Source organism: Desulfovibrio piger (assembly GCF_951793255.1).
In the GTDB taxonomy this organism is placed as follows: domain Bacteria; phylum Desulfobacterota; class Desulfovibrionia; order Desulfovibrionales; family Desulfovibrionaceae; genus Desulfovibrio.
In genome coordinates this window covers 536,450-561,656 of sequence record NZ_OX636706.1, presented here as the reverse complement: position 1 = coordinate 561,656, position 25,207 = coordinate 536,450, and the positions used below count along the sequence as shown (strand labels likewise).

The following is a 25,207-nucleotide window of genomic DNA, read 5'->3' as shown; positions in this document are numbered from 1 at the left end:
CTTCGCGGGTGTCCGATCAGAGGAGTCAGATCCATGTCCAACCGCGTGTTCTTTTTTGACACCACCCTGCGTGACGGCGAACAGTCGCCGGGCGCGACCATGAACCTTCAGGAAAAGCTCCGTATTGCCCACCAGCTCGAAGTGCTGGGCGTGGACATTATGGAAGCCGGTTTCCCCGCCTCCAGCCAGGGGGATTTCGAGTCCGTGCAGCGTATCGCCCGGCAGGCGAAATCCATCCAGGTGGCCGGTCTGTGCCGCTGCATGGACAGCGACATCGACCGCTGCTGGGAGGCTGTGAAGGACGCCAAGAATCCCCGCATCCATACCTTCCTTTCCACTTCGCCCCTGCACATGAAGTACAAGCTGCGCAAGGACCCCGAAGTGGTGCTGCAGATGATCGAAGCCGGGGTGCGCCGCTGCGCCGGGTACACCGACAACGTGGAGTTCTCCGCCGAGGACGCCTCCCGTTCCGAACGTGACTTCCTCTGCCGCGTGGTGGAGACTGCCATCAAGGCCGGTGCCACCACCATCAACCTGCCCGACACCGTGGGCTATGCCCAGCCGCAGGAATTCGCCGACCTCATCCGCTACGTCATCGAGAACACGCCCAACAGCGACAAGGCCATCTTCAGCGTGCACTGCCACAACGACCTGGGCCTGGCCGTGGCCAACACCCTGGCCGCCCTCAGCGTGGGTGCCCGTCAGGCCGAGGTGACCATCAGCGGCATCGGCGAGCGCGCGGGCAACGCCGCCCTCGAAGAGCTGGCCATGGCCCTGCGCGTGCGCAAGGACTGCTACGGTCTGGAGCACGGCATCGTCACCGAGCAGCTCTATCCTTCCTGCCGTCTGCTCTCCATGACCATCGGTCAGCCCATCCCCAACAACAAGGCCATCGTGGGCGCCAACGCCTTTGCCCATGAGTCCGGCATCCATCAGGACGGCATGCTCAAGAACCGCGAGACCTACGAGATCATGACCCCGCAGTCCGTGGGCCGCAACGAGAGCAACCTCGTCATCGGCAAGCATTCCGGCCGTAATGCCGTGCGCAACAAGTTCGAGAGCCTGGGCTACAGCCTGGATGACGACCAGCTGCAGATCGTCTTCGAAGCCGTCAAGGCCCTGGCCGACCGCAAGAAGACCCTGCACGACGATGACCTCATGGCCCTGGTGCAGGAAGAAGTCTACCGCATGCCCGACCTGTACCGCCTGCGCCATGTGAGCGTGCAGAGCTCCGACGCCGGCGGCGTGCCGCCCACGGCGGCCGTGCTCATGGACGTGGACGGCATGGAAAAGAGCGGCGCCGGTTTCGGCGTGGGCCCCGTGGACGCCATCTTCAATGTCATCAACGACATGCTGGGCCGTGAACCTCAGCTTGAGCAGTATGCGGTCAACGCCGTCACCGGCGGCACCGACGCCCTGGGCGAAGTGACCGTGCGCCTGCGCGAAGGCGAGTTCTCGGCTGTGGGCCGCGGCGCCCATCCCGACATCCTGGTGGCCACGGCGCGTGCCTATGTGAACGCCCTCAACCATCTGGCCAAGAAGGAAAAGGAAGGCGAGCGTCTGCACTGCCAGCACAGCTAGCGAGTGCTCCTGAGGGGAGGGGGCACCCCTCGCCTAGCGCGAGAGGGGTGCCCCCTCCCCTCAAACTCCCCTCCCCCTCCCCAGCGCGCTTTAGTTGGGGCTAGGTGGCTCTTGGGCCACAAGGCCCCGTGGGTACGCCCTGTGTCCCTGTCCGGGAATGACCCGCCGGGGAGAGGAAAAGGCAGCCAGCAGGAGAGCCCTGCATATTTTATGACCGCCCCTGTGGGAGCTCTGCCCACCTCCCGGATCTTTCCGGGGTGGTGCCGGGAGACCTTCAGCAGGGAAAAGCTGGCGCATCGCCCCGTCTGTCATCCTCCTGAATAAAGCGCATTTGGGGGAGGATGGGGGCCCGGGGGGAAGGAACCCCCTTGGGGCGCTAGTCAAAGGGGGTTCCTTCCCCCCGCAATCGCATTCCGTATCAAGGAGAACCATCATGCCTCAGACGCTTGCGCAAAAGATCCTGCAAGCCCACACCGACGACGTCATCGAGCGCGACGGACAGATCGTCCAGTGCCGCCTGTCCCTGGTGCTGGCCAATGACATCACCGGCCCCCTGGCCATCAAATCCTTCAAGGGCATGGGCGCCAGCCGCGTGTTCGACAAGGACAAGATCGCCCTGGTCATGGACCACTTCACGCCCCAGAAGGACATCGCCTCGGCCAACCAGGTGATGATCAGCCGCCAGTTCGCCCAGGAGCAGGGCATCACCCACTACTACGAAGGCGGCGACTGCGGCGTGGAACACACCCTGCTGCCCGAACGCGGCCTGGTGGGCCCCGGTGACGTGGTCATCGGCGCGGACAGCCACACCTGCACCTACGGCGGCATCGGCGCCTTCGCCACGGGCATGGGCTCCACCGACATCGCCGCCGGCATGGCCCTGGGCGAGACCTGGATCAAGGTGCCCCCGACCATCCGCGTGAACATCAACGGCCAGATGCCCAAGTGGCTGCGCGGCAAGGACTTGATGCTGCTGCTCATCAAGACCATCGGCGTGGACGGTGCCCTGTACAAGGCCCTGGAATTCGGTGGTTCCGTCATCGATGCCCTGCCTGTGGAAGGCCGTCTGACCATGGCCAACATGGCCATCGAAGCCGGCGGCAAGGTGGGCCTGTTCGCCGTGGACGAGCTCACCCGCCAGTACTGCGCCGAGCACGGCCGTCCCGGCGTGACCATGAGCCTGGCCGCTGACGAAGGCGCCGTGTACGAGCGCGTGGTGGATATCGACGTGACCGGCCAGGAACCCGTGGTGGCCTGTCCGCACCTGCCCTCCAACGTGAAGAACGTTTCCGAGCTCAAGGACCTGTCCGTGCAGCAGGTGGTGGTGGGCTCCTGCACCAACGGCCGCATCAGCGACATGCGCGATGCCGCCGAGATCCTGCGCGGCCGCAAGGTGGCCAAGGGCGTACGCTGCATCATCCTGCCCTCCACCCCCGCCGTGTGGAAGCAGTGCCTCAAGGAAGGCCTGATGGAAGTCTTCATGGATGCCGGCTGCATCGTGGGCCCCTGCACCTGCGGTCCCTGCCTGGGCGGCCACATGGGCATCCTGGGCGACGGCGAACGCGCCGTGGCCACCACCAACCGCAACTTCCGCGGCCGTATGGGCAGCCTGGATTCCGAAGTCTACCTGTCCAGCCCCGTGGTGGCGGCCGCCAGTGCCGTGGCGGGCTGCATCGCCGGCCCTGACCAGCTCTAAGCCGTTTTTTCAGAAAGGATCACGTCATGAATTACAAAGGTACGGCCCACAAGGTGGGCGAACATATCGATACCGACGCCATCATCCCGGCCCGCTTCCTGGTGACCTCTGACGCCAAGGAACTGGGCGCCAACTGCATGGCCGGTCTGGAACCTGACTGGGTCAAGCGCGTGAAGCCCGGCGACATCATGGTGGCCGGCCGCAACTTCGGCTGCGGCTCCTCCCGCGAGCACGCCCCCATCGCCATCCTGGGCGCGGGCATGCCCGTGGTCATCGGCCACAGCTTTGCCCGCATCTTCTACCGCAACGCCTTCAACATGGGCCTGCTGCTCATGGAAGTGGGCGACGACGTGGACAAGATCAATGACGGCGACGAGCTGGAAGTGGATGCCGCCACCGGTGTCATCCGCGACCTGACCAACGGCGCCGAGATCCAGTGCCCGCCCCTGCCGGCCTCCATGGCCGCCATCCTGGCCAAGGGCGGCCTGGTCAACTATGTGAAGGAACGTCTGGCCGCCAAGGGCTAGGCGGACAGCTGCTGGCTGAGGGGGAGAGGGGCCCCTTTTGGAAAAGGGGCCCCTCTCCCCCTCAAACTCCCCCTCTCCTCCCGAAAACTTTTGTTCCGGTCGATAACGGGGCAGGGCAGGACGGTGATCGTGCCCTGAACATCTGTCCCCCGGTGGTTTGGGGAGAGCGTGCCCTGGAGGCCGGACAAGAGCGGAGGCTGCGGAAGGCGTGCCCTTCGCGGCTTTCTGGGGAGCAAGGACAGTTTTTGCACACAAGCGCAGTGCTGCGGCGCTGCATGAGGATATCAAGATGAAAAAGACCATTTGTCTGTTGCCGGGTGACGGCATCGGTCCCGAGATCGTGGCCCAGGGCGTGGCCGTCCTGGAAGCTGTGGCCAAAAAGTTCGGCCATGAATTCGACTTCGTGCCCGCCCTCATCGGCGGCGCGGCCATCGACGCCACCGGCGAGCCCCTGCCCGCCGCCACGGTGGAAGCCTGCCAGAAGGCCGATGCCGTGTATCTGGGCGCCGTGGGCGGCCCCAAGTGGGACAATATCGAGCCTGCCCGCCGTCCTGAAAAGGGCCTGCTGGGCATCCGCAAGGCCCTGGGCCTGTTCGCCAACCTGCGTCCCGCCCTGCTGCTGCCCGAACTGGCCGGCGCCTGCCTGCTGCGTTCCGACATCGCGGCCCGCGGTCTGGACCTCATCGTGGTGCGCGAGCTGACCGGTGACATCTACTTCGGCGAGCCCCGCGCCATCGAAGAACGTAACGGCCTGCGCGTGGGCTACAACACCATGATCTACGACGAGAACGAGATCCGCCGCATCGCCAAGGTGGCCTTCGAGACCGCCCGCCAGCGTCGCAAGAAGGTCTGCTCCGTGGAAAAGAGCAACGTGCTGGAGACCTCCCGCCTCTGGAAGGCCGTGGTACAGGAAGTGTACGCCGACTACCCCGACATGGAACTGAGCCATATGTACGTGGACAACGCCGCCATGCAGCTGGTGCGCGATCCTTCGCAGTTCGACGTCATCCTCACCGGCAACATCTTTGGTGACATCCTCTCCGACGAGGCCTCCGTCATCACCGGTTCGCTGGGCATGCTGCCTTCCGCCTCCATGGGCGCCCAGGCTCCGGCCCTGTTCGAGCCCATCCACGGTTCCGCGCCCGACATCGCCGGTCAGGACAAGGCCAATCCTCTGGCCACCATCCTGTCCGCCGGCATGATGCTGCGTCTGGCCTTCGGTCTGTCCGAAGAAGCCGACGCCGTGGAGAATGCCGTGCGCCAGACCCTGCGTGACGGTTTCCGTACCGGCGACATCATGGAAGACGGCTGCACCCTGGTGGGCTGCGCCGAGATGGGCCGTCTGGTGGCCGAACGCCTGTAGTCTCTGGTTCTGTTTTTCCGGAATGGAGCGGAGCTGCCCTGCGGGGCGGCTCCGCTTTTTGTTATGGGCTTTAGCCTGTTGAGCGCCTGACAGGCGCGAAACAAAAAACCACCCGCTATGCGGGTGGAGACAATACGTTATACACACAAAAACACCTTTCCGCTACGATGAAGTTGTTCAAGCCCATCGCAACATTAACGGAAAGGTGTTTTTGTTATGGGAACCAAGGCTCATAGCCTAGCGCATACGAAATGGTTGTGCAAGTATCATATCGTCTTTACTCCAAAATATAGAAGAAAAATAATCTTCGCACAGCTCCGTGAAAGTATAAAAGAAATTCTGCAATGCCTCTGCAAATATAAAGGGGTTGAGATTCTGGAAGGGCATCTGATGCCGGATCATGTCCACATGCTGGTGTCCATTCCTCCTAAAATCAGTGTGGCAAATTTCATGGGCTACCTGAAAGGGAAAAGTTCGTTGATGATATTCGATAAGCACGCAAACCTTAAATATAAGTTTGGCAACAGAAAATTTTGGGCCGAAGGATATTATGTCAGTACGGTGGGGCTTAATGAGGCAACGATCAAAAAATATATCCAGGATCAGGAACGTCACGACATTATGAGAGACAAGCTGACATCACGCGAATATCAAGACCCCTTTAAGGGGTAGCCAAGGCGGCCAGGGCACTGGGCTTGAACAGCGTGAAAGCCAGCGTCTTTAGGCGCAGCCGGTAACAGGCCCTTACAGGGCCAGAGCAAACCACCCGCTTTGCGGGTGGTTCTGATTTTTGAGGGAAGGGGGAAAGCGTTGCTGCGGCGGTCCTCAAAAGGGAAGGCCAGGCCTCTGGTCACGGCAGCGACCGATGGCGGGAAGGGGGGGATGGGAGAGGGACGATGGCAGGAAACAGGCCTCTGGCCACGGCAGGAAGGGAAGCGGCACGAGAAGGGGCCCAGGGGCAGCCGTAGGCGTCGTGCGTCCGTGAGCCAGGCGCATACGGCACGCCATGCCCCGGGATGGGGTTTGCGGGGAAAGATCGGGGGTGTGCAGGCCGACGGGAAGAGCCGTCGGAGACGGTCAGCAGGAGACGGGCTTGCGTGCCATGAGGACCGCCACTGCTCCTGAAAAAAACGTTTGGGCAGGGAGAAGGGGGGCGAGGGGGAGAGGTGTCCAAAGAGATGGCCTTCTCCCCCTCGTATCTACTCCCCATGCTTTCTTTTCTGCAGCCAGGCCTGGATCTGCGGCCCGGTCATGACCAGGACCACGGCGGCGCAGATGACGGCCACGCCGCTGAAGACGGCGAAGGTGGCGGGCTCGTCGAAGACGAGGATGCCCACGGTGACGGCGGTGAGCGGTTCGCCCACGCCCAGGATGGAGGCCAGGGTGGAACCGATGCGCTGGATGGCCAGGATCAGGGTCAGGTTGGAGATGACCGCGGTGATGATGGCCAGCAGCAGGCTCAGGGCCAGCTGTTCCCAGGTACCGATGATCTCGAAGGTCCCGGAGATCAGGGCATTGACGAGGGACACGCCGGTACCGAAGAACAGTACCCAGAAGGTGATGCTCAGGCCCGAGATGCTGTGGATGCGGGCCACATGCAGGCCCGAGATGTAGAGAGCGTTGCACAGGGCCGACGCCAGCAGCAGGCCTACGCCCAGCGGGTCAAGGCTGCCGCCGTCATCACCGCCGCCGCTGCCCAGCAGGGCCACGCCAAGGATGGCCAGCAGCACGGAACTGGCCGTGATGATGGAAAATTTTTCATGGAAGAAGATGGTCATGATGAGCATGACCATCAGCGGATACAGGAATTGCAGGGTGGCCGTGACGCCGCCCGACAGGTAGAGCAGGCCCCAGATCATGAGCAGGGCGGCCAGGGCGTAGAGCACGCTGAACAGGGCCAGCAGGCCGAGGTCGCGCGCGGGCGCGGCAAGACGTTCCTGGCGCAGGACGAGGATGAGGCCCAGGCTTATGGAGGCGAAGAGGAAGCGGTAAAAAAGGACACAGTCCGCGGACAGGCCGCTATGCAGCAGGGGCAGACTGAACAGCGGGATGAGACCGAAAGCGGCGGAGGAAATAAGGGCAAGCACAAAACCCATGACAGCTCTCCATGACGAGGGATTTGCGGTTTTCCAAATGACTCACGATTTCCGACATTGCCCCAAAGAAAACGGGAATACAAGGGGTTGGGGCTGATCGAAGGCCCAAAAAAAGGGCGCTCGGGGCGCCCGGAAAAAAGGGAGCGGCAGAGCGCTAGTTGCCGGCATCGTCCAGCACGACCTCGGCCTCGGGGTGGCCCTGGCGCAGCGCTTCATGCATGGCGGCCGCGTCGGCAAAGGCGAAGAAGGGGCCCACCTGGTCATCCTTGTAACGCACGAAATAGGCCTGTCCGTTCTGCAGGGGGGTGCCGCTGGGGTCGCTGACCACTTCCAGATCGACCTTGCCCACGCCGCGGTCGTTCATGTTGATCTGCTGGGCGGCAGCATAGGAAAGGTCGATGATGCGGCCACGCACGTAGGGGCCGCGGTCGGTCACGCAGACCATGACGCTCTTGCCGTTGCTCTTGTCGGTGACGCGCACCACGGTGCCGATGGGCAGGGTGCGGTGGGCAGCCGTGAAGGTGTACATGTCATAGCCTTCACCGCTGGCGGTCTTCTTGTTGTGGAAGTCGGCCCCGTACCAGGAGGCCATGCCGGTCATGAAGGCATCGGCGTTGCTCTGGGCACGTTTGAGCCAGACATCACGGCTGGAGGAAGCAGTCTTTGCATCGCCGGCATAGGCGGCGGACATGGGGGAGGCCAGCAGCAGACAGGCCAGCAGCAGCGCCGGCATCCCCATGGAAGAATGTGAGGTCATAGAAACTCCTTGGTTGAAGCAGGTACGCGGCGTGGTTGCCCACGCGGCGCAGGTCGTCGGACGACCCACCCCGTCAAGGCTGCACAACGGGGCTTGCCTGAAACGCCAAACAAAAAGATTGAGGCATGATGCCTGAAAAAAAGCTCTGTGTCAAACCAGGCAAATTTTGCAAGAGAAAGTCTGGAAAATTTCCTGTCCAAGATGAGTAATTAACAGTTGATATGCAGTTAGCCGGTAACTTTATATCGACTGTTATTTTTTGATATATAAAGTTAGTTTTTGAAGATATAAAGTTGATATAGAGTTAAAAGTTTCTGCAATTCTTCTGTATATTGTGAAAGGGGGCAAGAGGCCCCTGCACGGGCTGTCAGAGGGGGCTGAATTGCATATTTTCATCCCAAAGGGGCTGGAGATGGAGAGGAGAGAAGCGGCAGGTAGGGAGATTCGCTGACAGGTAGTGTCTGGAACCTCCTTTGAAAGGCCCGGGCTTAGAGAATTGGTCGGAACGTGCCATTGTTCTCGTCCTGCTCTTTAGAGGATGTCCGGCATGTTTTTTGATTTTAAAAGGTGTGGTAATCTCGTCCCATGAAACAAACAGATTTTCGTGATGTGCCTGATGAGCTGTGGGAACGTATCGAGCCTCTCCTTGCCCCGTTCAAACGAAAAAGAAGCGGCGGCAGCAAACCGCTTGCGCAGCGCACGGTTCTGGCAGGAATCCTCTACAAATGCCGGACTGGATGCCAATGGGCCATGCTTCCCGCCTGCTATGGATCAAAAAGCACTGTCCACGAGCACTTCCAGCGATGGAACAAAGCTGGCATCATGGCGGAGATTTTTCGCATCCTTCTTGCTGAATATGGGGAAAAGGTCGGCGTCGACGCCCAATGGCAGGCTATGGACGGCACCTTGCTGCAAGCCCCGACGCGCTCTCAAAAAATCAGCGACTGAGGGCCTTGGACGCAACCCGACGGACAGGGGCCGAAGCGGCGGCAAGATACATCTCCATGTGGATGGTCAGGGTATTCCTCTGGGAGTGACAGTCACAGGTGCCAATGTTCATGACAGCCGCCTGATAGAAGCGACGCTGAAGAACTCCCGGGAAATGGGCGGCTGGTTTCTGGGGTCTGCCGTACGCCATCTCTGTCTGGACAAGGGCTATGACTACCCGCGAGTCAGCGAAGAAGTCTACGTAAACGGATTTGAGGAGCATATCCGCAGCCGGGGGGAAGAAGTTCGGGACCGCTGGAGGACTCCTGCCCGCCGTTGGGTAGTAGAGCGGACATTCGCCTGGTTGAAGGGTTTTCGGAGCTTGCGCACTCGCTACTGTTGTTACCTCGTCAATTTTATGGGGCTACTTTACCTTGCTTTGGCCTGTATCCTTTGGAGAAAACTGGTATAGCAAGATGTATGCCGGACATTCTCTTAGAGGAGCAGAGGTTGCATTTTTTAATTAGAAATGATTTTAGTAATATTTTACTACACTGATGATAGCTGAGAAAGATGGTGTATATCGTTTGACAGATATAAAAAATAAATATATATTTATAGTAAAATAAATTTTATAATAAAACAAATTATATTTATAGGAGGGCGTATTGTGAAAAAAATAAATGCATTTATTATATTTTTCTTTCTTTTTTTTATTTGCAGGTTGGGGATATTTTATTTTTTGCCAGAGCAGCTTGGAATAAAAAAGGGGATTATATTTGCAGTTATAGGGGCTTTAATAGATTTACTTCCAATGGTATTGATTGCGATTCTCTGGAAAAAATATGGAAATAAAATATTAAAAATACTTTTTTATAGTTATGGATGTTTAGCATTAGTTTATAATGTCGCCAATTTGTGTGTCATGTCATCATCATTAAAAATTATTGATTTTGATTTGATGCTCCAGATAGTGGACTCCTTATTTATATTTTTTACTTCTGTAGGATGGATATATTGTTTTGTCTTGGGGGGGTATTAGTTACTGTTCTTGTTATTGGTGCGAAGTGTAGAAATATTGGATCGTATTCATATTTATTTTTTTCTTTTGCTATATGTTGTTTTTGTACTTTATTTTATATATATGGAAATGGTAGATTTTTCTACACTAATTTTTTTAGGAGCGAGTGGATCATTCGTCCTTTTGCCGCTAATATATTCTATTTTGCAAAAGATGTAGAAGAATTTTTGTCTAAAAAGGAATATAGTGAAATTTTGTTGGGAAAAATTGATAAAGAAGATATTGGCGTTCTTGAAAAAAAAGGTCTTATCACTGAAAAAAAAGTCATACCTAAAAAAGTATTTGATAAAATTATTGTTGTAGCTATGGAGTCAATAGATCTTTATTATATGAATTATTATAATCCTGATATCCCGGAAGTTGTGACAAAAAATTTTAACCACTTACTTGATTCATATGTCTCGTTCAGTAATTTTTATACGGCCGCACAGCCGACAAATCGAGGACTGCATGCTCTTTTGGCATCACGGCTTGATTATGAGTTTGATAATGCTCCTGTTCCGAACCTGTTTAGTGAATTCAATAAAAATGGCTATGAAACATATTTTTTGTCGGCTGTATCAGGATATTATGGTAAAGGAGAACAAAATATTCGGTTAAGATATGGTCCTAAGAATGTATTTTTCTCAGAATATTTTGAACGTAAATATAGTTTGAAATCAAAAGGGTGGGGGCTTGATTCAGAAATTATTTTTGATGAGGCTAAAAATATTATATCAAATAACAACAAGGTTTTTATTTTTATTTCAACAATAGATACCCATCCTCCATATGGGAATCTGCCGAAAGAGGGAGATCTTTGTTTTAAGGATGAAAAAGTGAAGAATAGCAAGTTCTTACTTTCTTTGTGCCATTTAGATAGGGAAATCGGAGATTTTATATATAAAATTTTGCCGGTACTTGATGAAAGAAGTCTTATAATTTTAACTTCTGATCATAGTGCTACTCATGGTGAGAATTATACAAAACGAAAATCATTAACACCAGATAGAATTCCTCTCATTTTTATTACAAAGAATAGTTCCTTATGTTATATAGATAATGGGTCCGTGGCTGATAATTATGTATCTCAGATTGACTTTCCGAGTACACTATTAAACATTGTTGGGCTGCCTATACCTAAAAGTTTTATGGGAGGAGATGTATTTAATAAAAATGTTGCGTGTGTAATGTATGATCGAAATACAATTTCCCTTGTAAATGAAACTGGAGAAATTCGCTATGCTGTTGATGATGTTTCCCCGGTAAGTAAATGGTATAAATCATACTATAATCATATATATAAGTAATTATAAAAAGCTTCATTGGCAAGTCTAAGGCTATTCAAGCGAGCCTCAAGTTAGACTTGACAGATTTCCATATGAAAAAGGGCGCCCCTTGCGGGGCGCCCCTGATGTTCGCGGCAGGGCCGGGACTTACCAGTCCAGGGTGCGCTTGAAGGCGGTGGTCAGGTCGTCCACGCTTTCCTGCAGGACGGTGACGCCGCCACGGGTCATGGTCAGGGTGTTGTCGTCGGTGACGGTACCGATGCGGCGGCAGATCTGCCAGCTGCCCAGCATGTCGAGGATCATGGCCAGGTCGGGGCGCACGCTGACGATGAGGCGGCTGGCCGATTCGCTGTACAGCAGTTCGGTCAGGGTCATGTCTTCCATGGCGGGCACGGCGTCCAGGTCGATGTTGGCGCCCAGGCGGCCGCCGATGCACATTTCGGCCAGGGCCACGGCCAGACCGCCGTCGGAGCAGTCATGGCAGGCGGACAGGGCGCGCTGGCCCATGAGGCCGTGCACGGCGCGGTAGCGCGGCATGGCGGTGGAGGCGTCCACATTGGGCACGCGGCCGCCGGTGAGGCCCAGTTCGGAGCAGGCTTCGCTGCCGGCCATTTCACGCCAGGTACCGCCCAGCATGTAGATGTGGTGACCGGCGGCCTTGAAGTCCGAGGTCTGGGTGGCGATGACGTTGTTGATGACGCCCATCACCGAGAACAGCACCGTGGGCGGGATGGAGATCTTTTCGCCGCCGCCGGTGTAGTCGTTCTTCATGGAGTCCTTGCCGGAGATGCAGGGCACGCCGAAAGCCAGGGAGAACTGCTGCAGGGCCTTGCAGGCGCGCACCAGCTGGGCCAGCTTGTAGCGGCCGTCGGGGGTCTTCTCGCTTTGGACGGGGTCGCACCAGCAGAAGTTGTCCACACCGGCCAGGGCATCGGGGTTGCCGCCCACGGCCACGGCGTTACGGATGGCTTCGTCCATGGCGTTGGCCATCATCCAGTAGGTGTCGTAGTCGCTGAACTTGGGGCAGATACCGTGGGAGATGACCAGACCGGCATCGGATTCCAGCAGCGGGCGGATGACGCCGGCGTCGGAAGGACCATCGTTCTTGACGCCGCACAGGGGCTTGATGGCGCTGCCGCCGCGCACTTCGTGGTCGTACTGGCGGATGATGTATTCCTTGGAGCAGATGTTCAGGCGGTTCAGCATGCGGCGCAGGAAGGCGCCCTGTTCGCTGTCGGGCATGTCCACGCGGATGTCTTCCACCTTGGGGGCTTCCCACACGGCTTCCAGTTCCAGCTGGGGCACGCCGTCATGCATGAATTCCATGGGCAGGGAGGCCACGGGACGGTCGTTGTAGCGCACGTCGAAGAAGCCGCTGTCGGTGTAGTGGCCCAGGGCGGTGGCTTCCACGTCCATGCGGGCGGCCAGTTCCATGAACTCGTCCAGCTTGGCGGGCGGCACGGCCAGGGTCATGCGTTCCTGGGCCTCGGAGAGCAGGATCTCCCAGGGGCGCAGGCCGTCGTACTTGAGGGGGGCCTTGGCGATGTCCAGCACGCAGCCGCCGGTGTCTTCGGCCATTTCGCCCACGGAGGAGGAAAGACCGCCGGCGCCGTTGTCGGTGATGGCGTTGTACAGGCCCAGGTCACGGGCGCGCATGATGAAGTCGTACATCTTGCGCTGGGTGATGGGGTCGCCGATCTGCACGGCCGTGGCCGGGGAACCTTCGTGCAGTTCCTCGGAGGAGAAGGTGGCGCCGTGGATGCCGTCCTTGCCGATGCGGCCGCCGGTCATGACGATGATGTCGCCCACTTCGGCCTTCTTTTCCCAGCCCTTGCGGCCGTTGACGTCGGTGGGGATCACACCCACGGTGCCGCAGTAGACCAGGGGCTTGCCCAGGTAGCGTTCATCGAAGACCAGGGAGCCGTTGACGGTGGGGATGCCGGACTTGTTGCCGCCGTGTTCCACGCCTTCGCGCACGCCTTCCAGCACGCGGCGGGGATGCAGCAGGCGCGGGGGCAGTTCCTTGTCATAGAAGGGGGAGGCGAAGCAGAACACGTCGGTGTTGCAGACCAGTTCCGCGCCCATGCCGGTGCCCATGGGGTCACGGTTGACGCCCACGATACCGGTGAGGGCGCCGCCGTAGGGGTCCAGGGCGGAGGGGCTGTTGTGGGTCTCCACCTTGATGCAGGCGTCGTAGCCGTTGATGAAGGCGATGACGCCGGCGTTGTCCTTGAACACGGACTTGCAGTAGTCGTCGTCGCCTAGGCGCTTGCGGATGGCGGCCGTGGCGTCACGGATGCAGGTCTTGTACAGGTTGTTGACCTCTTCGCGCTGGCCGGTCTCCTTGTTCTCGTAATGGATGCGGGAGGCGAAGATCTTGTGCTTGCAGTGTTCGGACCAGGTCTGGGCCAGCACTTCCATTTCCACGTCGGTGGGGTCGGCGGGCAGACCGGCGGCCTTGCGGCGGGCCTGTTCGTCAGGGGTGGCGAACTGGTCGCGGATGCAGTGCAGCTCGCGCAGGGTCAGGGCCCAGGTGTTGTCGCGGCTGGCTTTCTGCAGGGCCTCGTCGTCCATGCTGGACAGGGGCACCACGTCCACGGTGTCGTTGGCTTCGCCGGTGACCTTGGCGGCCTGGGCTTCGAAGCCGGGCTGGGCCTGCCATTCTTCGGCGCTCTTGACGCGGAAGCGCTGGATCAGGGTGTTGCAGAGCAGGTCGCGGGCCAGGGCCTCCACCTCTTCACGGCCGAGCATGCGGTCGGGCGTGCAGGTGATGCGGTACTGCACCGAGGTGTAGACGCGCAGGCTGTCACGGGCGATGCCCAGCACCATGGCGGCGGTGTCACGGGCGGTGCGGCCTTCGTTGTCGGTGACGCCGGGGCGGTAGCCCACTTCCACGATCCAGTGGGGGGCGGGTTCCACGAAGGGCAGCGGCTCCAGCGAGGCCTGCTGCAGGATGGGGTCGTGCCAGATGCCTTCGTCCACCAGACGGTTCACCTGGGCGGCATCCAGACCGTCCACGGTGTAGACTTTGATCTGACGGATGGCGGCAACGGGGATCTGCAGCGCCTTGAGCAGATGCAGCGCCGTCTTGCGGCCCTGGGTATCGGTAATGTTGGCATGAAGCCCGGTTTCCACACGATAGAGCATACGGTCCTCGCTTTGGCGGCGGGAATCCCGCCGGTTCTCCGTAATAAGGCGATTATTTTTTGCGGTCGCGAACGTAGTCGGCCATTTGTTGCAGGATGTCCTGTTCCGGTCCCGAGGGCAGGGTGGCCAGGGCCGCGCGGGCCTTGTCCAGATAGCCTTCGGCAGCCATGCGCGTGGCCTGGTCGAAACCGGCCGCACGGATGCCGTCAGCGATGCGCTCGGCGTCGCTGTCGGTGAAGGAAGCGTCATTGAAGGCCTGGTCGAAGGCCGCGCGGGCGGCATCGTCCAGGCTGTCGCGGTACATGCGCAGGGGCGGGGTCAGTTTGCCTTCGCGCACGTCGCCGCCCGAAGGTTTGCCCGTGACGCTCTGGGGGGCAAAGTCCAGGGCGTCGTCCACGATCTGGAAGGCCATGCCGATGTTCTCGCCATACGCGGCGGCGGCTTCCACCAGGGCATCGTCGGCACCGGCGCGCAGGGCGCCCAGCTGGCACGAGGCCCGGATCAGCCAGGCCGTCTTGCCGCGGATGATCTCCTCGTATTCCTCGGCGGTGGTCTCCACCTGATGCTGGGCCGCGATCTCCAGGATCTCGCCGGCGGCGGTGCGGCTGGTGGCCTCGGAGAAGCAGAGGCACAGGCGCGGGTCGCCGCACTGGGCCACCAGGGCATTGGCATGGGCCAGCATGGCATCGCCGGCCAGGATGGTGCTGGTGGCGTTGAAAATGGTGTGCGCGGCGGGTTTGCCGCGACGGGTATCGGCATTGTCCAGCACGTCGTCATGCAGCAGCGTGGCGGCATGGAGCATCTCCATGGTGACGGCCAGATCGTAGATGTCTTTTTTGTCATAGCCCAGCAGGCGGGCCATGAGGATGGTCAGCAGGGGGCGCAGGCGTTTGCCGCCCGCTTCGAAAATGTGGCGGGCGATGGGGCGCACGGGATGGGGCAGGCCCTCGGCGGCCCGGGAAAGAGCCTTGTTGATGGGGGGCAGTTCCAGTGCCAGACGGGCTTTCAGAAGCAGCATAGCGACATCTCGGTTTATGGTGCGGGGCGCCAGATATCCGCCAGACGGCGCATGGCTCCCGGAAAATCCGTTTCATGCGGTGCGCGCGGCCCCCCCCGGTTGGAAACGCTGCGTACCTCCACACAGGCGATGCCCTGGCGGGCGCAGGCCAGCGCCACGGCAAAACCTTCCATATTTTCCAGCAGGGCCCCGGGATGGGCCTGCCGGAGCTGTCCCACACGCTGCCGGGAAGCGCTGACGCCCGCCACGCTCAGGGACGTGGCCGCGGGCAGGGAGCACAGCCCGTGCAGGCAGGCGGGCAGCTGCGCGGGAGCGGCCAGGGGCAGACGGTCGAAGACCGGCCCGTGCGGCCCTTCCCACTGGGGAAAACCGAACGACGGGCCGTCCACAGCCGTCCCGTCGTGCAGGCCGTATTCCGGCCAGATCTCTTCCTCCACCCGCCAGAGCGAACGGAGGGGCGCCCGTTGCAGGTCCATGCTGCCGGCCACGCCCACGTTGAGCACCAGCGAGACCGCATGTCCGGCCTGTCGGGCCCCGGCCAGTGCCAGCCCCATGCCGAGGGCGGCGTTGACGGGCCCCACGCCGGTGATGCAGGCCAGGGCCGGCAGGCCCAGGTGCAGGGGCAGCAATTCCTGCTCCGGCAGGCCGGTCTGCGCCGCCGGGCCGCATGCCGCTCCGGGAACGGGCCCCAGGGCCTGTTCCGGCAGGGCGGACAGCAGTTCGCGGGCGGTGGCGGCACAGACCAGCAGCACGGCGCTTACAGTCTCCAGTAGTCGATGCCCGCGGCGCGCATGGCCTGCGGGTCGAAGAAGCCCTTCACGTCCATGAGCACGGCCTTGTCGCCGTCCTTGCAGCGGGCCTTGATGTCTTCGGGCGTCAGGGCGGCGTAGGCCTTGTGGCTCACGGCCAGCAGCACGGCATCCAGGTCGCGCAGCTGGTCCAGATCCACCAGCTCCTGCCCGTATTCGCGCATGGCTTCGGCCGGGTCGGCCTCGGCGTCATGCACCAGCGGGACCACATTATATTCCTTGAGTTCGCGGATCACGTCCACCACGCGGGTGTTGCGCAGGTCGGGCACATTCTCCTTGAAGGTGAAGCCCAGGATGCCCACGCGCGCGCCGCTGACCACGTTGCCGTTCTTGATCAGGCGCTTGACCAGGCATTCGGCCACATATTTGCCCATGTTGTCGTTGGTGCGGCGACCGGCCAGGATGACTTCGGGGTGGAAGCCCATCTCCTCGGCCTTGAAGGTCAGGTAGTAGGGGTCCACGCCGATGCAGTGGCCGCCCACCAGACCGGGACGGAAGGGCAGGAAATTCCATTTGGTACCGGCGGCTTCCAGCACTTCGAGGGTGTCGATGCCCAGGCGCTCGAAGATGATGGCCAGCTCGTTCATGAGCGCGATGTTCAGGTCGCGCTGGGTGTTCTCGATGACCTTGGCGGCCTCGGCCACCTTGATGCTGGAAGCGCGGTGGATGCCCGCCTTGACCACGGAGCCGTAGACCTGGGCCAGCAGGTCGGCCGTGGCCTGGTCGGAACCGGAGACGATCTTTTTGATGGTCTCCAGGGTGTGGACCTTGTCACCGGGGTTGATGCGCTCCGGCGAGTAGCCCACGGTGAAATCCGTGCCGTAGGTCAGGCCGGATTCCTGCTCCAGGATGGGCACGCAGATCTCTTCGGTGAGGCCGGGGTAGACCGTGGATTCATAGACCACCACGCAGCCCTTGGGCATATGGCGGCCCACGGTGTGGCTGGCGCCCACCACGGGGGTGAGGTCGGGGGAGCGGTGTTCGTCGATGGGGGTGGGCACGGCCACGATGATCACGGCGGCCCGGACCAGGTCGGCAGGGTCGCAGGTGTACTCGATCGTGGCGGCGGCCAGGGCTTCGTCGGTCACTTCGTTGGTGCGGTCATGGCCTTTGCGCAGCTCTTCGATGCGTCCGGCGTTGATGTCGAAACCGAGCACGTTCATGTGGCGGGAAAAAGCCACGGCCAGGGGCAGGCCCACATAGCCCAGGCCCACCACGGCCAGGGTCTGTTCACGATTCTGCAGGGCAGCGAAATCCACCATCGTTTTATCCTTTACAAAAATGCCTGTTTCCGCCATGTGAAAGACATGACTTTTGACTGGGAACCATTTCTTGCGGCATTGGGTTTGGCCATCCTTCTGGAAGGCCTGGTCTGGGCTCTGGCTCCCGACGCCATGCGACGGGCAGTGATCCTCATCGCGCAGATGCCCAAAAGCTCCATACGGGTCCTCGGGCTGGCGGCGCTGGCTCTGGGCCTCTTTCTTGTATGGCTGGCCCGCAGCGCCTGAGCTTGAGGCTTTTTTCCGCATGCATGACGGCGTCCCTTGGGGGCGCCGTTTTTTTGTGCCGGAGGATGGCGCCGGGTCGTCCCGCCTGCGGCGGGGAAGCCGGCGCTATCGCAGCGCGCCGGCCCGCTAGCGGGCCTTTTCGCCCACATGCAGGCAGACGATGCCCGACGTGAGCTTGATATGCCAGGCCCGCGCGAAACCGGCATCGGTCATTTCCTTTTCCAGGGCCGGGGCCGTGGGGAAATTGCGGATGGTCTCGGCCAGATACTCATAGGCGCCCGGGTCGCGGGAGACCATCTTGCCGATACGCGGCAGGATCCTGTCCAGATAAAAATTGTACAGACCGCCCCAGATGCGTTCGCTGCCGGAGCCGAACTCCAGGATGCAGGCGCGGCCGCCGGGGGTGAGCACGCGCAGCATCTCGGCAAAGGCCTCGGAGCGCGGCTTGATGTTGCGGATGCCGAAGGCCATGGTCACGCAGTCCACCGAAGCGTCGGGCAGGGGCAGCTTTTTGGCGTCAGCGGCCACGGGCATGATGGCCCGGGCGTTGTCGCCCTTGAGCTTGTGCAGGCCGCGCTGGAGCATGGGCGGGCAAAAGTCCATGGCGGGCACCTGCACATGCGGGTACTTGCGGCGGATGGCCAGCGAGACGTCCAGGGTACCTGCGGCCAGGTCGAGCACGCGGTTGGTGCTGCCCACGCGCACGTTATTGGCCAGCACATGGCGCCAGTAATAGTCGATGCCCAGGCTCAGCGTATGGTTGAGCAGGTCGTAGAAGCCGGCGATGCGGCCGAACATGCCGGAGACGGCAGCGTCATGCTGGGGGCGGGGATCAGTCACGTCCGGCCTCCCTGGGCGCGTTGCCCTGGCGGATGGCTTCGCAGACCACGCGGTACACGGCGGGAAAGACCTCGGCGAAGTTGCCCGGCGAAACCGTGCGCGTCTCGATGAATTTGGCGGTCAGCTCCTTGGCGACCTGAAGGGCTTCCTTGCTGTCTTTGTCCATACCTGGCCTCGTGGCATACAAAATGAAAAACCCGTCCACTGGGGAATGGCCTTGACCCACAACGGGAAAACGCCGGACGGGTAAAGGAACGGAAACGGCGGCCCCCGCCCCTTTTGTTTTTGATTCGGGCCTGTACAGGGCTGTTGCCTGCAAAAGGCCGTCCGTCAGCATATGCGCTAACGGTGCGCTTGGCAAGTCGATGCCCCCGCTCCCGCGGGGGCGGAAAAGGCCGTGCGCGCAGGGAAAAAGGCCGCTCAGGCCTGGTCCCCCATCAGGCGCCGGATCTCTTCATGCAGGATCCGCGCCGCAGCGGCTGCGGCCGCCTTTTCCACGTATTTGTCAAAATCCGTCATCAGGTCGCCAAGCTGGTGCTCCAGGGCTTCCACCCGCTGTGCCAGCATCCGCCGCTCTTCCTCAAGACGGGCCACGCGTTCGCTGTCCGCAGTGGCCGGGGCCTCTCCGGAAGCGGCCGGAGCGTCCTGCAGGGCCTGTACCTGTTCTTCCAGATGGGTGAGGCGTTCCACGGTCTCCATGAGCAGGGTGCCGTCACTGTGGCTGCCCCCGGTCTGGCTTTCCAGACTGTCGAGACGCTGCAGCATCTCCTGGTGTTCGCCCTCCAGCGCGGAAAGGCGCTCCATGCTTTCCATAAGCAGGACGCTGTCGGGCGCTCCGGCCATGCTGCCGGAGGCGGTGTCTGCCGTGGCGGGCAGGGCCTGCACCTGCTCTTCCAGATGGGTGAGACGCTCCACGGTCTCCATGAGCAGGGTGGCGTCGCTGTGGCCGTTCCCGGCCTGGCCTTCCAGGGCGCTCAGGCGACGGTCGAGCTGGCGGCAGCTTTCTTCCAGGCTGCTGATGCGCTCCAGGCTTTCCGGCAGCAGGGGGCTTTCGGTGCCGGTCTGCGCTGCCAGAGCGGCCAGATGCAGGCCCGTATCGCCGATCACGGCCGCGGAGGCATCCAGCTGGGCCTCCCAGTCCCGGGCGGGGGGCACGTCCTCGACGGCGGGCGCGGGGGACGGCACGGGCTCGTGATCCTGGACAGGCAGCAGGAGCAGGTCGTCAGGAGCCGGGGCGGCCGTTGCCGGAGCCTCGTCGGGCAAGGGGAGGGGCTCAGGCGTTTTGGGGCTGTTTTTCGGCAGGTCAGGGCCTTTTTCGATAAGGTCCGTCAGTTCGATGATCTCGTTTTGCTCGGCAGATGCGGCCATGGGCGCCTCTCATGCAGGATGGTTGGTGATCCGGTTCCTCAACGGCTTGCCCTGCATAGCAGCTCATGCTCCAAAAGGCAAACCGCCAAAAAGAAAAGCCGCGGTTTCCCGCGGCTTGCAATGCGAAAATGGATGACGGCCTACGGATGGCACTTGGACTTGGCGCAACCGGTGAGGTCCTTCTTCAGGTCGGGCTTTTCGGCCACGACCTTGACGTGACAGGACAGGCAGCTCTGATGCTTCAGGGGGGCATCGGCCTTTTCCTTGGCGTGCATCACATAGTACAGGCTGTTGGTCCCCTTCTTGTCCTTCAGGTTGTCATGACAGCCGGCGGTGGCGCACTTGGCATAGCTTTCCTTGCCGTCCACGGGATGGTGGCAGACGACGCATTCCACGGTCTTGTGGGTGGAGTGGTTGAAGGTCACCGGCTTCTTGGGATTGGAACCTTGCAGGACGAGACCGTCAGCCGGGACAGGGGGCTGGGCCGCGATGGCGGGCACGGACAGGGCCAGAGCCAGGACACCGGCAGACAACAGGGCGAACTTCATGACAACCTCCTCACAGGCTAGTCGAACCTTGGGACGCGCGGAACGGCTCCGGGACGTCACAGACAGATAACAAATCAATACGCCGGGTTGCAGAATGTGTCAACGTGGGTGGCGGAAAATCCGCACGGCCTTCGGGCAGGCGGGAACGCCGGAAAAACGTCCGCCTGCCGTGAAGTTGTAGCGCGATTTTATAAAATTTTTCTTGAAAATCGAAAGATTACGCGCTGCCTTCCCGTTCCCCGCCCGCACTGAACAGCGGCAGGGTCCGGTGCGTCAGGTGGACATTGTCCGGCACAAAAATATTTTTTTCCAGCCGCAGGCCCGCATCCACGCGTACCTCCCGGCCCAGATGGGCCCCTTCCTCCACGATGACGCCCTCACCCAGGTGCGCGCCTTCCCCCAGATGGACATGGTCCTCCAGGCCGCAGCCTGCCTCCAGACGCGCTCCGGCCCGCAGCACGCAGCCCGTGCCGGTACGGCAGCCCGCTGCCAGCGAGGCATCGGCAAAGATGAGGTTCCCGGCGCCGACGAGGACATCCCGCTCCCTGTGGGCATCAGGATGGACCGCACTGACCAGAGTGAAGCCCAGTTCCCGCAGGGCGTCGTGCAGCAGACGGCGCAGTTTGGCAGCCTGCTTGTGCGGGGCCGTGACCACGGCCCGGGAGAAGTCCGGCCGCAGGCGGGCCAGGTCGGCGTCCCGGCCCAGCGGAGGCACGCCCGCCTCTGCCGCGAAGTCACAACGCGGACCGTGGATGACGCCCGCAGGGACCAGCCCGGCAGCCTGCAACAGCGGTACGGCCGCGGCGCACAGGCTGCCGCCGCCCACCAGCAGGACCGCGTCCCGCCCTTCGTTCATGACGATCTCAGACATCATCCCTCCGCAAAATGCTGTTCGACAGGGCCACGGCCAGGGTCAGCTGGCCGGCCACCTTGGTTTTTTCCACCAGCAGACGGGCGGCCGGAGCGTCCGTGCCGTCTGCTTGCTGTCCGTTTCCTGTTCCCGCCGGCGGGCCGTCCTTCAGCTCGGCCCGGCTAACAGGTGACGCCCCCCCGCCATCCACCTTCATCGTACCGGTTGCGGCCATCCGCCGGGCCGCCAGCAGGCAGGCCGCCTCACAGACACTGAAGGGTGCGCAGGCGAAGCGTTCCCCTGCCGCCGTGGACGGGTGCGGTGTGCTGACGGCGGCCAGTTCCGCGGCATCGAAGGTCAGCAGGGGCAGGCCCAGACGCCGGGCCAGTTCCTGCAAGGCCGGTTCCCGGGCCTTTTCCGTCACGGTCGCCAGGGCCGCCAGAGCCTGGGGTTCGAGTCCGTGGCGCAGCAGCAGGCCTTCCACGGCTGTGGCCACCAGCGGCGCAGGGATACCCTTGCGGCAGCCCAGCCCCAGTACCAGCGAGGGCAGGGCCACCCGCAGGCGGCCTTGTCGTGCGGGCAGACGTTGCCAGTGTACGCAGACTGCGGGCCCGTCCTGTTCCGGCAGATGCTCCTGCCGCAGGAATCCTCCCCCTTCGCCGTCCGTCACCGCGCCGCAGGGGTCCCACAAGGGCAGGGGCCGCCCTTCCAGCCAGCAGGCCTGGGCCGGAGGCAGCTGGTCCCAGTCCAGGATGCGCAGGCCCGCTGCCTGGAGGAAAAGGTCCAGCGCAGGGCGCTCGCCGCAGTCCGTGGCCGTGGTGATGACAGGCACGGCGTCCAGCAGGGCGGCCACATGGCGGCACAGGCTGTTGCCGCCGCCCCAGTGCCCGGCCAGCAGGCTGATGACGAAACGGCCGTCCGGCGAGATGACCAGGACAGGCGCGTCCGTGCTCTTGTGTTCCAGCAGGGGCGCCACGGCCCGCACGGCGATGCCTGTTGCGCCTATAAAGATCTGGGGAACTTCTGCGGCCTGTCGGGCTGCATCCATGATCCCGGCAAACGGCAGGCAGTCTTCCGGGGCAAAACGTTGCGGCGCGGACAGGCGGCATTCCGCCAGCGTCTCGCCCGACGGCCCGCGCCACGGCGCTGCGGCCATGGCTTCCCGCAGGCGTCGGGCCAGCGGCAAGGCCGCGCTGCTCAGGACATGACAGATACAATGCATGGGATTTCGGTGGGTTTGGTGGTGGAAGAGGGGCGAGGGGGAAGGGGGGCCCTTTTGGAAAAGGGCCCCCCTTCCCCCTCGCGCTCCCCCATCCCCGCCGAAAACTTTTACTCAGGTCGGTATGGCACGTCCCCGCCGCTGGGCGCAAGGCCTGTCATCTCCCCAGACCGGGAAAGGAGCGGGTGAGGCAGGCGGAGAAAGAGCGCCGCCGGTGCGGCAGATGCCCGGCAGGCAACAGGGCACGGATGACCGTGCCGGGGACCGGAGGGGGACCCTCAAAGAAAAATGGAAGACTGGGAGAAGAGGGCTTTTGTCTGCCATGCAGCGACACACAAAAGCAGCCGTTGGGGAAACAGGCCGAAGGCGGGGCAGGCCGTATCCGTTACGACGCGGGCAGCTACGGGCAAAGACAGGAGGCGGCAACCCGACAGACGCCGCGTACCGGCTGCTGTCCTATCCATCGTAAAAAACAGCCCGCCAAAAAGCCGGGAGACCGGCATCAGGGAGCAGGCCCGCGTGCCGGACAGGCCGTCAGGGACCTGATGAAAAGGTTTTGGAAAGGAGAGGGGGACCGACCGAAGGCGGCCGCAGGCCGTGCCCGTTACGACACGGCAGCTATGGCCAAGGATAGGAGGGGGCAACGAGACAGACGCTGCCTACTGCTGTTTTATCAATGATTTTGATGTGATAGCTGCCGCTGAGTTACGGGCATCGAGAGCAACGCTGCGAGGGGGAGAGGGAGAACCTTTTCGCCGAAAAGGTTTCCCTCCCCCCCTCGCTTAATCTTCAAACTTCAATGGCAGCCTAGAAGCTGACCTTGCGGGCGGCGTCCAGGGCCTTGTTGAAGTCGTCGTCGGTGTGGGCGAAGGAGACCATGCCGGTCTCGAAGCCCGAGGGCGCCAGGAAGATGCCCTGCTGGCGCATCTGCTTGTAGAAGGTGGTGAACAGCTGCTGGTCGCACTGTTTGGCGGTGGCGAAGTCCACCACTTCCTGCTCGCTGAAGTAGGGGCAGAACATGGAGGCGATGGTGGGCATCTGGATGGGCACGCCCTTGGCGCTGAGGATGGCGCGCAGTTCGCCGGCAAAGGCGGACACGCGGCGTTCGAGAGCATCATAGTCCATCTGGCGCAGCTGGCGCAGGGTGGCCAGACCGGCGGCCATGGCCAGCGGGTTGCCGGAAAGGGTACCGGCCTGATAGACGGCGCCGCGCGGAGCCACGTTTTCCATGTACTGGCGTTTGCCGCCGAAGGCGCCCACGGGCAGGCCGCCGCCGATGATCTTGCCGAAGGTGGTCAGGTCGGGATCGATGCCGAAGCGGGCCTGGGCGCCGCCGAAGGAGGCGCGGAAGCCGGTGATGACTTCGTCGAAGATGAGCAGGGCGCCGTACTGGCGGGTGATCTCGCGCAGGCCTTCGAGGAAGCCGGGCTTGGGCAGGACGAGGCCCATGTTGGCGGCCACGGGTTCGACGATGATGGCGGCGATGCCTTCGCCATGCCGGCGGAAGATCTCGCGCACGGCCTCAAGGTCGTTGTAGGGGGCCAGCAGGGTGTCGGCCACCACGGCGGCGGGCACACCGGGGGTGCCGGGGATGGAGAAGGTGGCAAGGCCGGAACCGGCGGCGGCCAGGAAGGGGTCGGCATGGCCGTGGTAGCAGCCCACGAACTTGAGCACCTTGTCGCGGCCGGTGACGCCGCGGGCCAGGCGCAGGGCGCTCATGGTGGCTTCGGTGCCGGAGTTGACCATGCGCACCATTTCCAGGCTGGGCATGTCGGCCACCACTTCTTCGGCCAGGGTGACTTCGTCGGGGCAGGGAGCGCCGTAGCTGGTGCCGCGACCGGCGGCCTCACGCACGGCGGCGGTGACGGCGGGGTGATCGTGGCCCAGGATCATGGGGCCCCAGGAGAGGATGAAGTCGATGTACTCGCGGCCGTCCACGTCGATGATGTGGCTGCCGTGGGCTTCGGCGATGAAGAGGGGCAGGCTGTCCACGTTGTGGCAGGCGCGCACGGGGCTGTTGACCCCGCCGGGGATGAGCTGGCAGGCTTTGTCAAAAAGCGCGCGGGATTTGTCGTCCATTGGCGTCAGGCTCCTAAAAATAGGTCATGGAGATTTTTTTGAGCTCTTTCAAGCTCTTGAGGATGGCGTACTCACGCAGGGGCGTGGTGGCGATCAGTTCCTGCGCCACGTCGAGGCATTCCTGTTCGCTGCGGCCGTGCACCATGGTGTACAGCTCGTAGGGCCAGTCGGGAGCGGCGCTGGGACGGTAGTAGACATGGGAGATGTGACTGTGGCGGGCGGCGATGGCGCCGCATTCTTCCACCAGCTCGGGGGCCACTTTCCAGCCTACCATGGCATTGTGGTTCCAGCCGGTCTTCTGGTGTTTGATGCTGGCCCCGAAGCGGCGGATGGCACCGCTTTGCTTGAGGCGGGAGAGCAGGTCGAGGACCTCCTCTTCCGTGCAGCCCACGGTGCGGGCGATGTCGGCATACGGGGTCAGGGAGTCGGGCAGGTCGGCCTGCACGATACGCAGGATGGCACGTTCTGTTTCGGTGAATTGCTGGGCCATGGATTCCTCACAGGACGCAAAACGCCGCGCCTGTG

General features: G+C 61.6%; 24 protein-coding genes. 10 read left to right on the top strand and 14 right to left on the bottom strand.

Going from position 1 to position 25,207, the window contains the following annotated elements; genetic code table 11:
• The first annotated feature begins 33 nt into the window (after positions 1 to 33).
• From Q4I12_RS02820 to tnpA, 5 genes are all read left to right on the top strand, one after another.
• Positions 34 to 1,581 carry a 2-isopropylmalate synthase gene (locus Q4I12_RS02820; RefSeq protein ID WP_204626356.1) on the top strand — a complete coding sequence of 516 codons (1,548 nt, stop codon included), beginning with the start codon at positions 34 to 36 and terminating at the stop codon, positions 1,579 to 1,581.
• 433 nt (positions 1,582 to 2,014) lie between these two features.
• Positions 2,015 to 3,277 (top strand): 3-isopropylmalate dehydratase large subunit, encoded by a 1,263-nt coding sequence (locus Q4I12_RS02815; protein ID WP_168935863.1) that lies wholly within the window; start codon positions 2,015 to 2,017, stop codon positions 3,275 to 3,277.
• Between the two features lie 26 nt (positions 3,278 to 3,303).
• A complete protein-coding gene (locus Q4I12_RS02810) occupies positions 3,304 to 3,804 on the top strand; it encodes a 3-isopropylmalate dehydratase small subunit (RefSeq protein WP_006008919.1) in 501 nt (166 codons plus the stop codon).
• Positions 3,805 to 4,093: 289 nt separating this feature from the next.
• The gene (gene leuB / locus Q4I12_RS02805; RefSeq protein ID WP_302260469.1) at positions 4,094 to 5,167 is read left to right on the top strand and encodes a 3-isopropylmalate dehydrogenase; all 1,074 of its coding nucleotides are present in this window, start codon (positions 4,094 to 4,096) and stop codon (positions 5,165 to 5,167) included.
• A gap of 216 nt (positions 5,168 to 5,383) precedes the next feature.
• On the top strand, positions 5,384 to 5,839 hold the full coding sequence (gene tnpA, locus Q4I12_RS02800; RefSeq protein ID WP_072333439.1) for an IS200/IS605 family transposase: 456 nt from the start codon (positions 5,384 to 5,386) through the stop codon (positions 5,837 to 5,839).
• A gap of 527 nt (positions 5,840 to 6,366) precedes the next feature.
• Here the strand turns inward: tnpA and Q4I12_RS02795 are convergent.
• Complete coding sequence (locus Q4I12_RS02795; RefSeq protein WP_302260467.1) at positions 6,367 to 7,263, bottom strand: DMT family transporter; 897 nt, start codon at positions 7,261 to 7,263, stop codon at positions 6,367 to 6,369.
• A 154-nt stretch (positions 7,264 to 7,417) separates the two neighbouring features.
• Positions 7,418 to 8,020 (bottom strand): septal ring lytic transglycosylase RlpA family protein, encoded by a 603-nt coding sequence (locus Q4I12_RS02790; protein ID WP_297137809.1) that lies wholly within the window; start codon positions 8,018 to 8,020, stop codon positions 7,418 to 7,420.
• 585 nt (positions 8,021 to 8,605) lie between these two features.
• On the opposite strand from Q4I12_RS02790, the gene Q4I12_RS02785 reads away from it, so the two are divergent.
• From Q4I12_RS02785 to Q4I12_RS02775, 4 genes are all read left to right on the top strand, one after another.
• The gene (locus Q4I12_RS02785) at positions 8,606 to 8,968 is read left to right on the top strand and encodes a transposase (protein WP_302259935.1); all 363 of its coding nucleotides are present in this window, start codon (positions 8,606 to 8,608) and stop codon (positions 8,966 to 8,968) included.
• Positions 8,877 to 9,419 (top strand): IS5 family transposase, encoded by a 543-nt coding sequence (locus Q4I12_RS13925; RefSeq protein WP_367891464.1) that lies wholly within the window; start codon positions 8,877 to 8,879, stop codon positions 9,417 to 9,419. Before Q4I12_RS02785 ends, Q4I12_RS13925 begins: the two co-directional genes overlap by 92 nt.
• A gap of 198 nt (positions 9,420 to 9,617) precedes the next feature.
• Positions 9,618 to 9,989, top strand: coding sequence for a hypothetical protein (locus Q4I12_RS02780; RefSeq protein WP_302260465.1), 372 nt, complete (start codon positions 9,618 to 9,620; stop codon positions 9,987 to 9,989).
• Positions 9,956 to 11,317 (top strand): LTA synthase family protein, encoded by a 1,362-nt coding sequence (locus Q4I12_RS02775; RefSeq protein WP_302260463.1) that lies wholly within the window; start codon positions 9,956 to 9,958, stop codon positions 11,315 to 11,317. Before Q4I12_RS02780 ends, Q4I12_RS02775 begins: the two co-directional genes overlap by 34 nt.
• A gap of 126 nt (positions 11,318 to 11,443) precedes the next feature.
• Here Q4I12_RS02775 and Q4I12_RS02770 read toward each other — a convergent pair whose 3' ends face one another.
• Genes Q4I12_RS02770 through Q4I12_RS02755 form a run of 4 tightly spaced genes read right to left on the bottom strand, consistent with a single transcriptional unit; the run spans position 11,444 to position 17,532 of the window.
• Complete coding sequence (locus tag Q4I12_RS02770; protein WP_168935866.1) at positions 11,444 to 14,443, bottom strand: phosphoribosylformylglycinamidine synthase subunit PurS; 3,000 nt, start codon at positions 14,441 to 14,443, stop codon at positions 11,444 to 11,446.
• 52 nt (positions 14,444 to 14,495) lie between these two features.
• The gene (locus Q4I12_RS02765; protein ID WP_204675024.1) at positions 14,496 to 15,461 is read right to left on the bottom strand and encodes a polyprenyl synthetase family protein; all 966 of its coding nucleotides are present in this window, start codon (positions 15,459 to 15,461) and stop codon (positions 14,496 to 14,498) included.
• 14 nt (positions 15,462 to 15,475) lie between these two features.
• On the bottom strand, positions 15,476 to 16,213 hold the full coding sequence (locus Q4I12_RS02760; protein WP_302260461.1) for a phosphorylase family protein: 738 nt from the start codon (positions 16,211 to 16,213) through the stop codon (positions 15,476 to 15,478).
• A gap of 5 nt (positions 16,214 to 16,218) precedes the next feature.
• The gene (locus Q4I12_RS02755; RefSeq protein WP_302260460.1) at positions 16,219 to 17,532 is read right to left on the bottom strand and encodes a nucleotide sugar dehydrogenase; all 1,314 of its coding nucleotides are present in this window, start codon (positions 17,530 to 17,532) and stop codon (positions 16,219 to 16,221) included.
• A gap of 84 nt (positions 17,533 to 17,616) precedes the next feature.
• Here Q4I12_RS02755 and Q4I12_RS02750 point away from each other — a divergent pair, with 84 nt between their 5' ends.
• Positions 17,617 to 17,778, top strand: coding sequence for a DUF2065 family protein (locus Q4I12_RS02750; RefSeq protein ID WP_246118333.1), 162 nt, complete (start codon positions 17,617 to 17,619; stop codon positions 17,776 to 17,778).
• Positions 17,779 to 17,904: 126 nt separating this feature from the next.
• On the opposite strand, the gene Q4I12_RS02745 is transcribed toward Q4I12_RS02750, so the two are convergent.
• The 8 genes from Q4I12_RS02745 to ahbB all read right to left on the bottom strand — a co-directional run bounded on the left by Q4I12_RS02745 (position 17,905) and on the right by ahbB (position 25,172).
• The gene (locus Q4I12_RS02745) at positions 17,905 to 18,576 is read right to left on the bottom strand and encodes a ubiquinone/menaquinone biosynthesis methyltransferase (RefSeq protein ID WP_302262087.1); all 672 of its coding nucleotides are present in this window, start codon (positions 18,574 to 18,576) and stop codon (positions 17,905 to 17,907) included.
• A gap of 34 nt (positions 18,577 to 18,610) precedes the next feature.
• On the bottom strand, positions 18,611 to 18,784 hold the full coding sequence (locus tag Q4I12_RS02740) for a hypothetical protein (protein ID WP_006008942.1): 174 nt from the start codon (positions 18,782 to 18,784) through the stop codon (positions 18,611 to 18,613).
• Between the two features lie 254 nt (positions 18,785 to 19,038).
• Positions 19,039 to 19,986 (bottom strand): hypothetical protein, encoded by a 948-nt coding sequence (locus tag Q4I12_RS02735; protein WP_302260456.1) that lies wholly within the window; start codon positions 19,984 to 19,986, stop codon positions 19,039 to 19,041.
• Between the two features lie 140 nt (positions 19,987 to 20,126).
• Positions 20,127 to 20,534, bottom strand: coding sequence for a cytochrome c3 family protein (locus Q4I12_RS02730; protein ID WP_168935871.1), 408 nt, complete (start codon positions 20,532 to 20,534; stop codon positions 20,127 to 20,129).
• Between the two features lie 217 nt (positions 20,535 to 20,751).
• Positions 20,752 to 21,405 carry an LbetaH domain-containing protein gene (locus Q4I12_RS02725; RefSeq protein WP_302260454.1) on the bottom strand — a complete coding sequence of 218 codons (654 nt, stop codon included), beginning with the start codon at positions 21,403 to 21,405 and terminating at the stop codon, positions 20,752 to 20,754.
• Positions 21,398 to 22,606, bottom strand: a complete 1,209-nt coding sequence (locus Q4I12_RS02720; RefSeq protein ID WP_297159887.1) for a cobalt-precorrin 5A hydrolase — start codon at positions 22,604 to 22,606, stop codon at positions 21,398 to 21,400. The genes Q4I12_RS02725 and Q4I12_RS02720 overlap by 8 nt, the downstream gene beginning before the upstream one ends.
• An 804-nt stretch (positions 22,607 to 23,410) precedes the next feature.
• Positions 23,411 to 24,682: a glutamate-1-semialdehyde 2,1-aminomutase gene (gene hemL, locus Q4I12_RS02715; RefSeq protein ID WP_302260453.1), complete on the bottom strand. Its 1,272-nt coding sequence runs from the start codon at positions 24,680 to 24,682 to the stop codon at positions 23,411 to 23,413.
• A gap of 13 nt (positions 24,683 to 24,695) precedes the next feature.
• Positions 24,696 to 25,172 carry a siroheme decarboxylase subunit beta gene (ahbB, locus tag Q4I12_RS02710; RefSeq protein ID WP_006008957.1) on the bottom strand — a complete coding sequence of 159 codons (477 nt, stop codon included), beginning with the start codon at positions 25,170 to 25,172 and terminating at the stop codon, positions 24,696 to 24,698.
• Between the last annotated feature and the right edge of the window lie 35 nt (positions 25,173 to 25,207).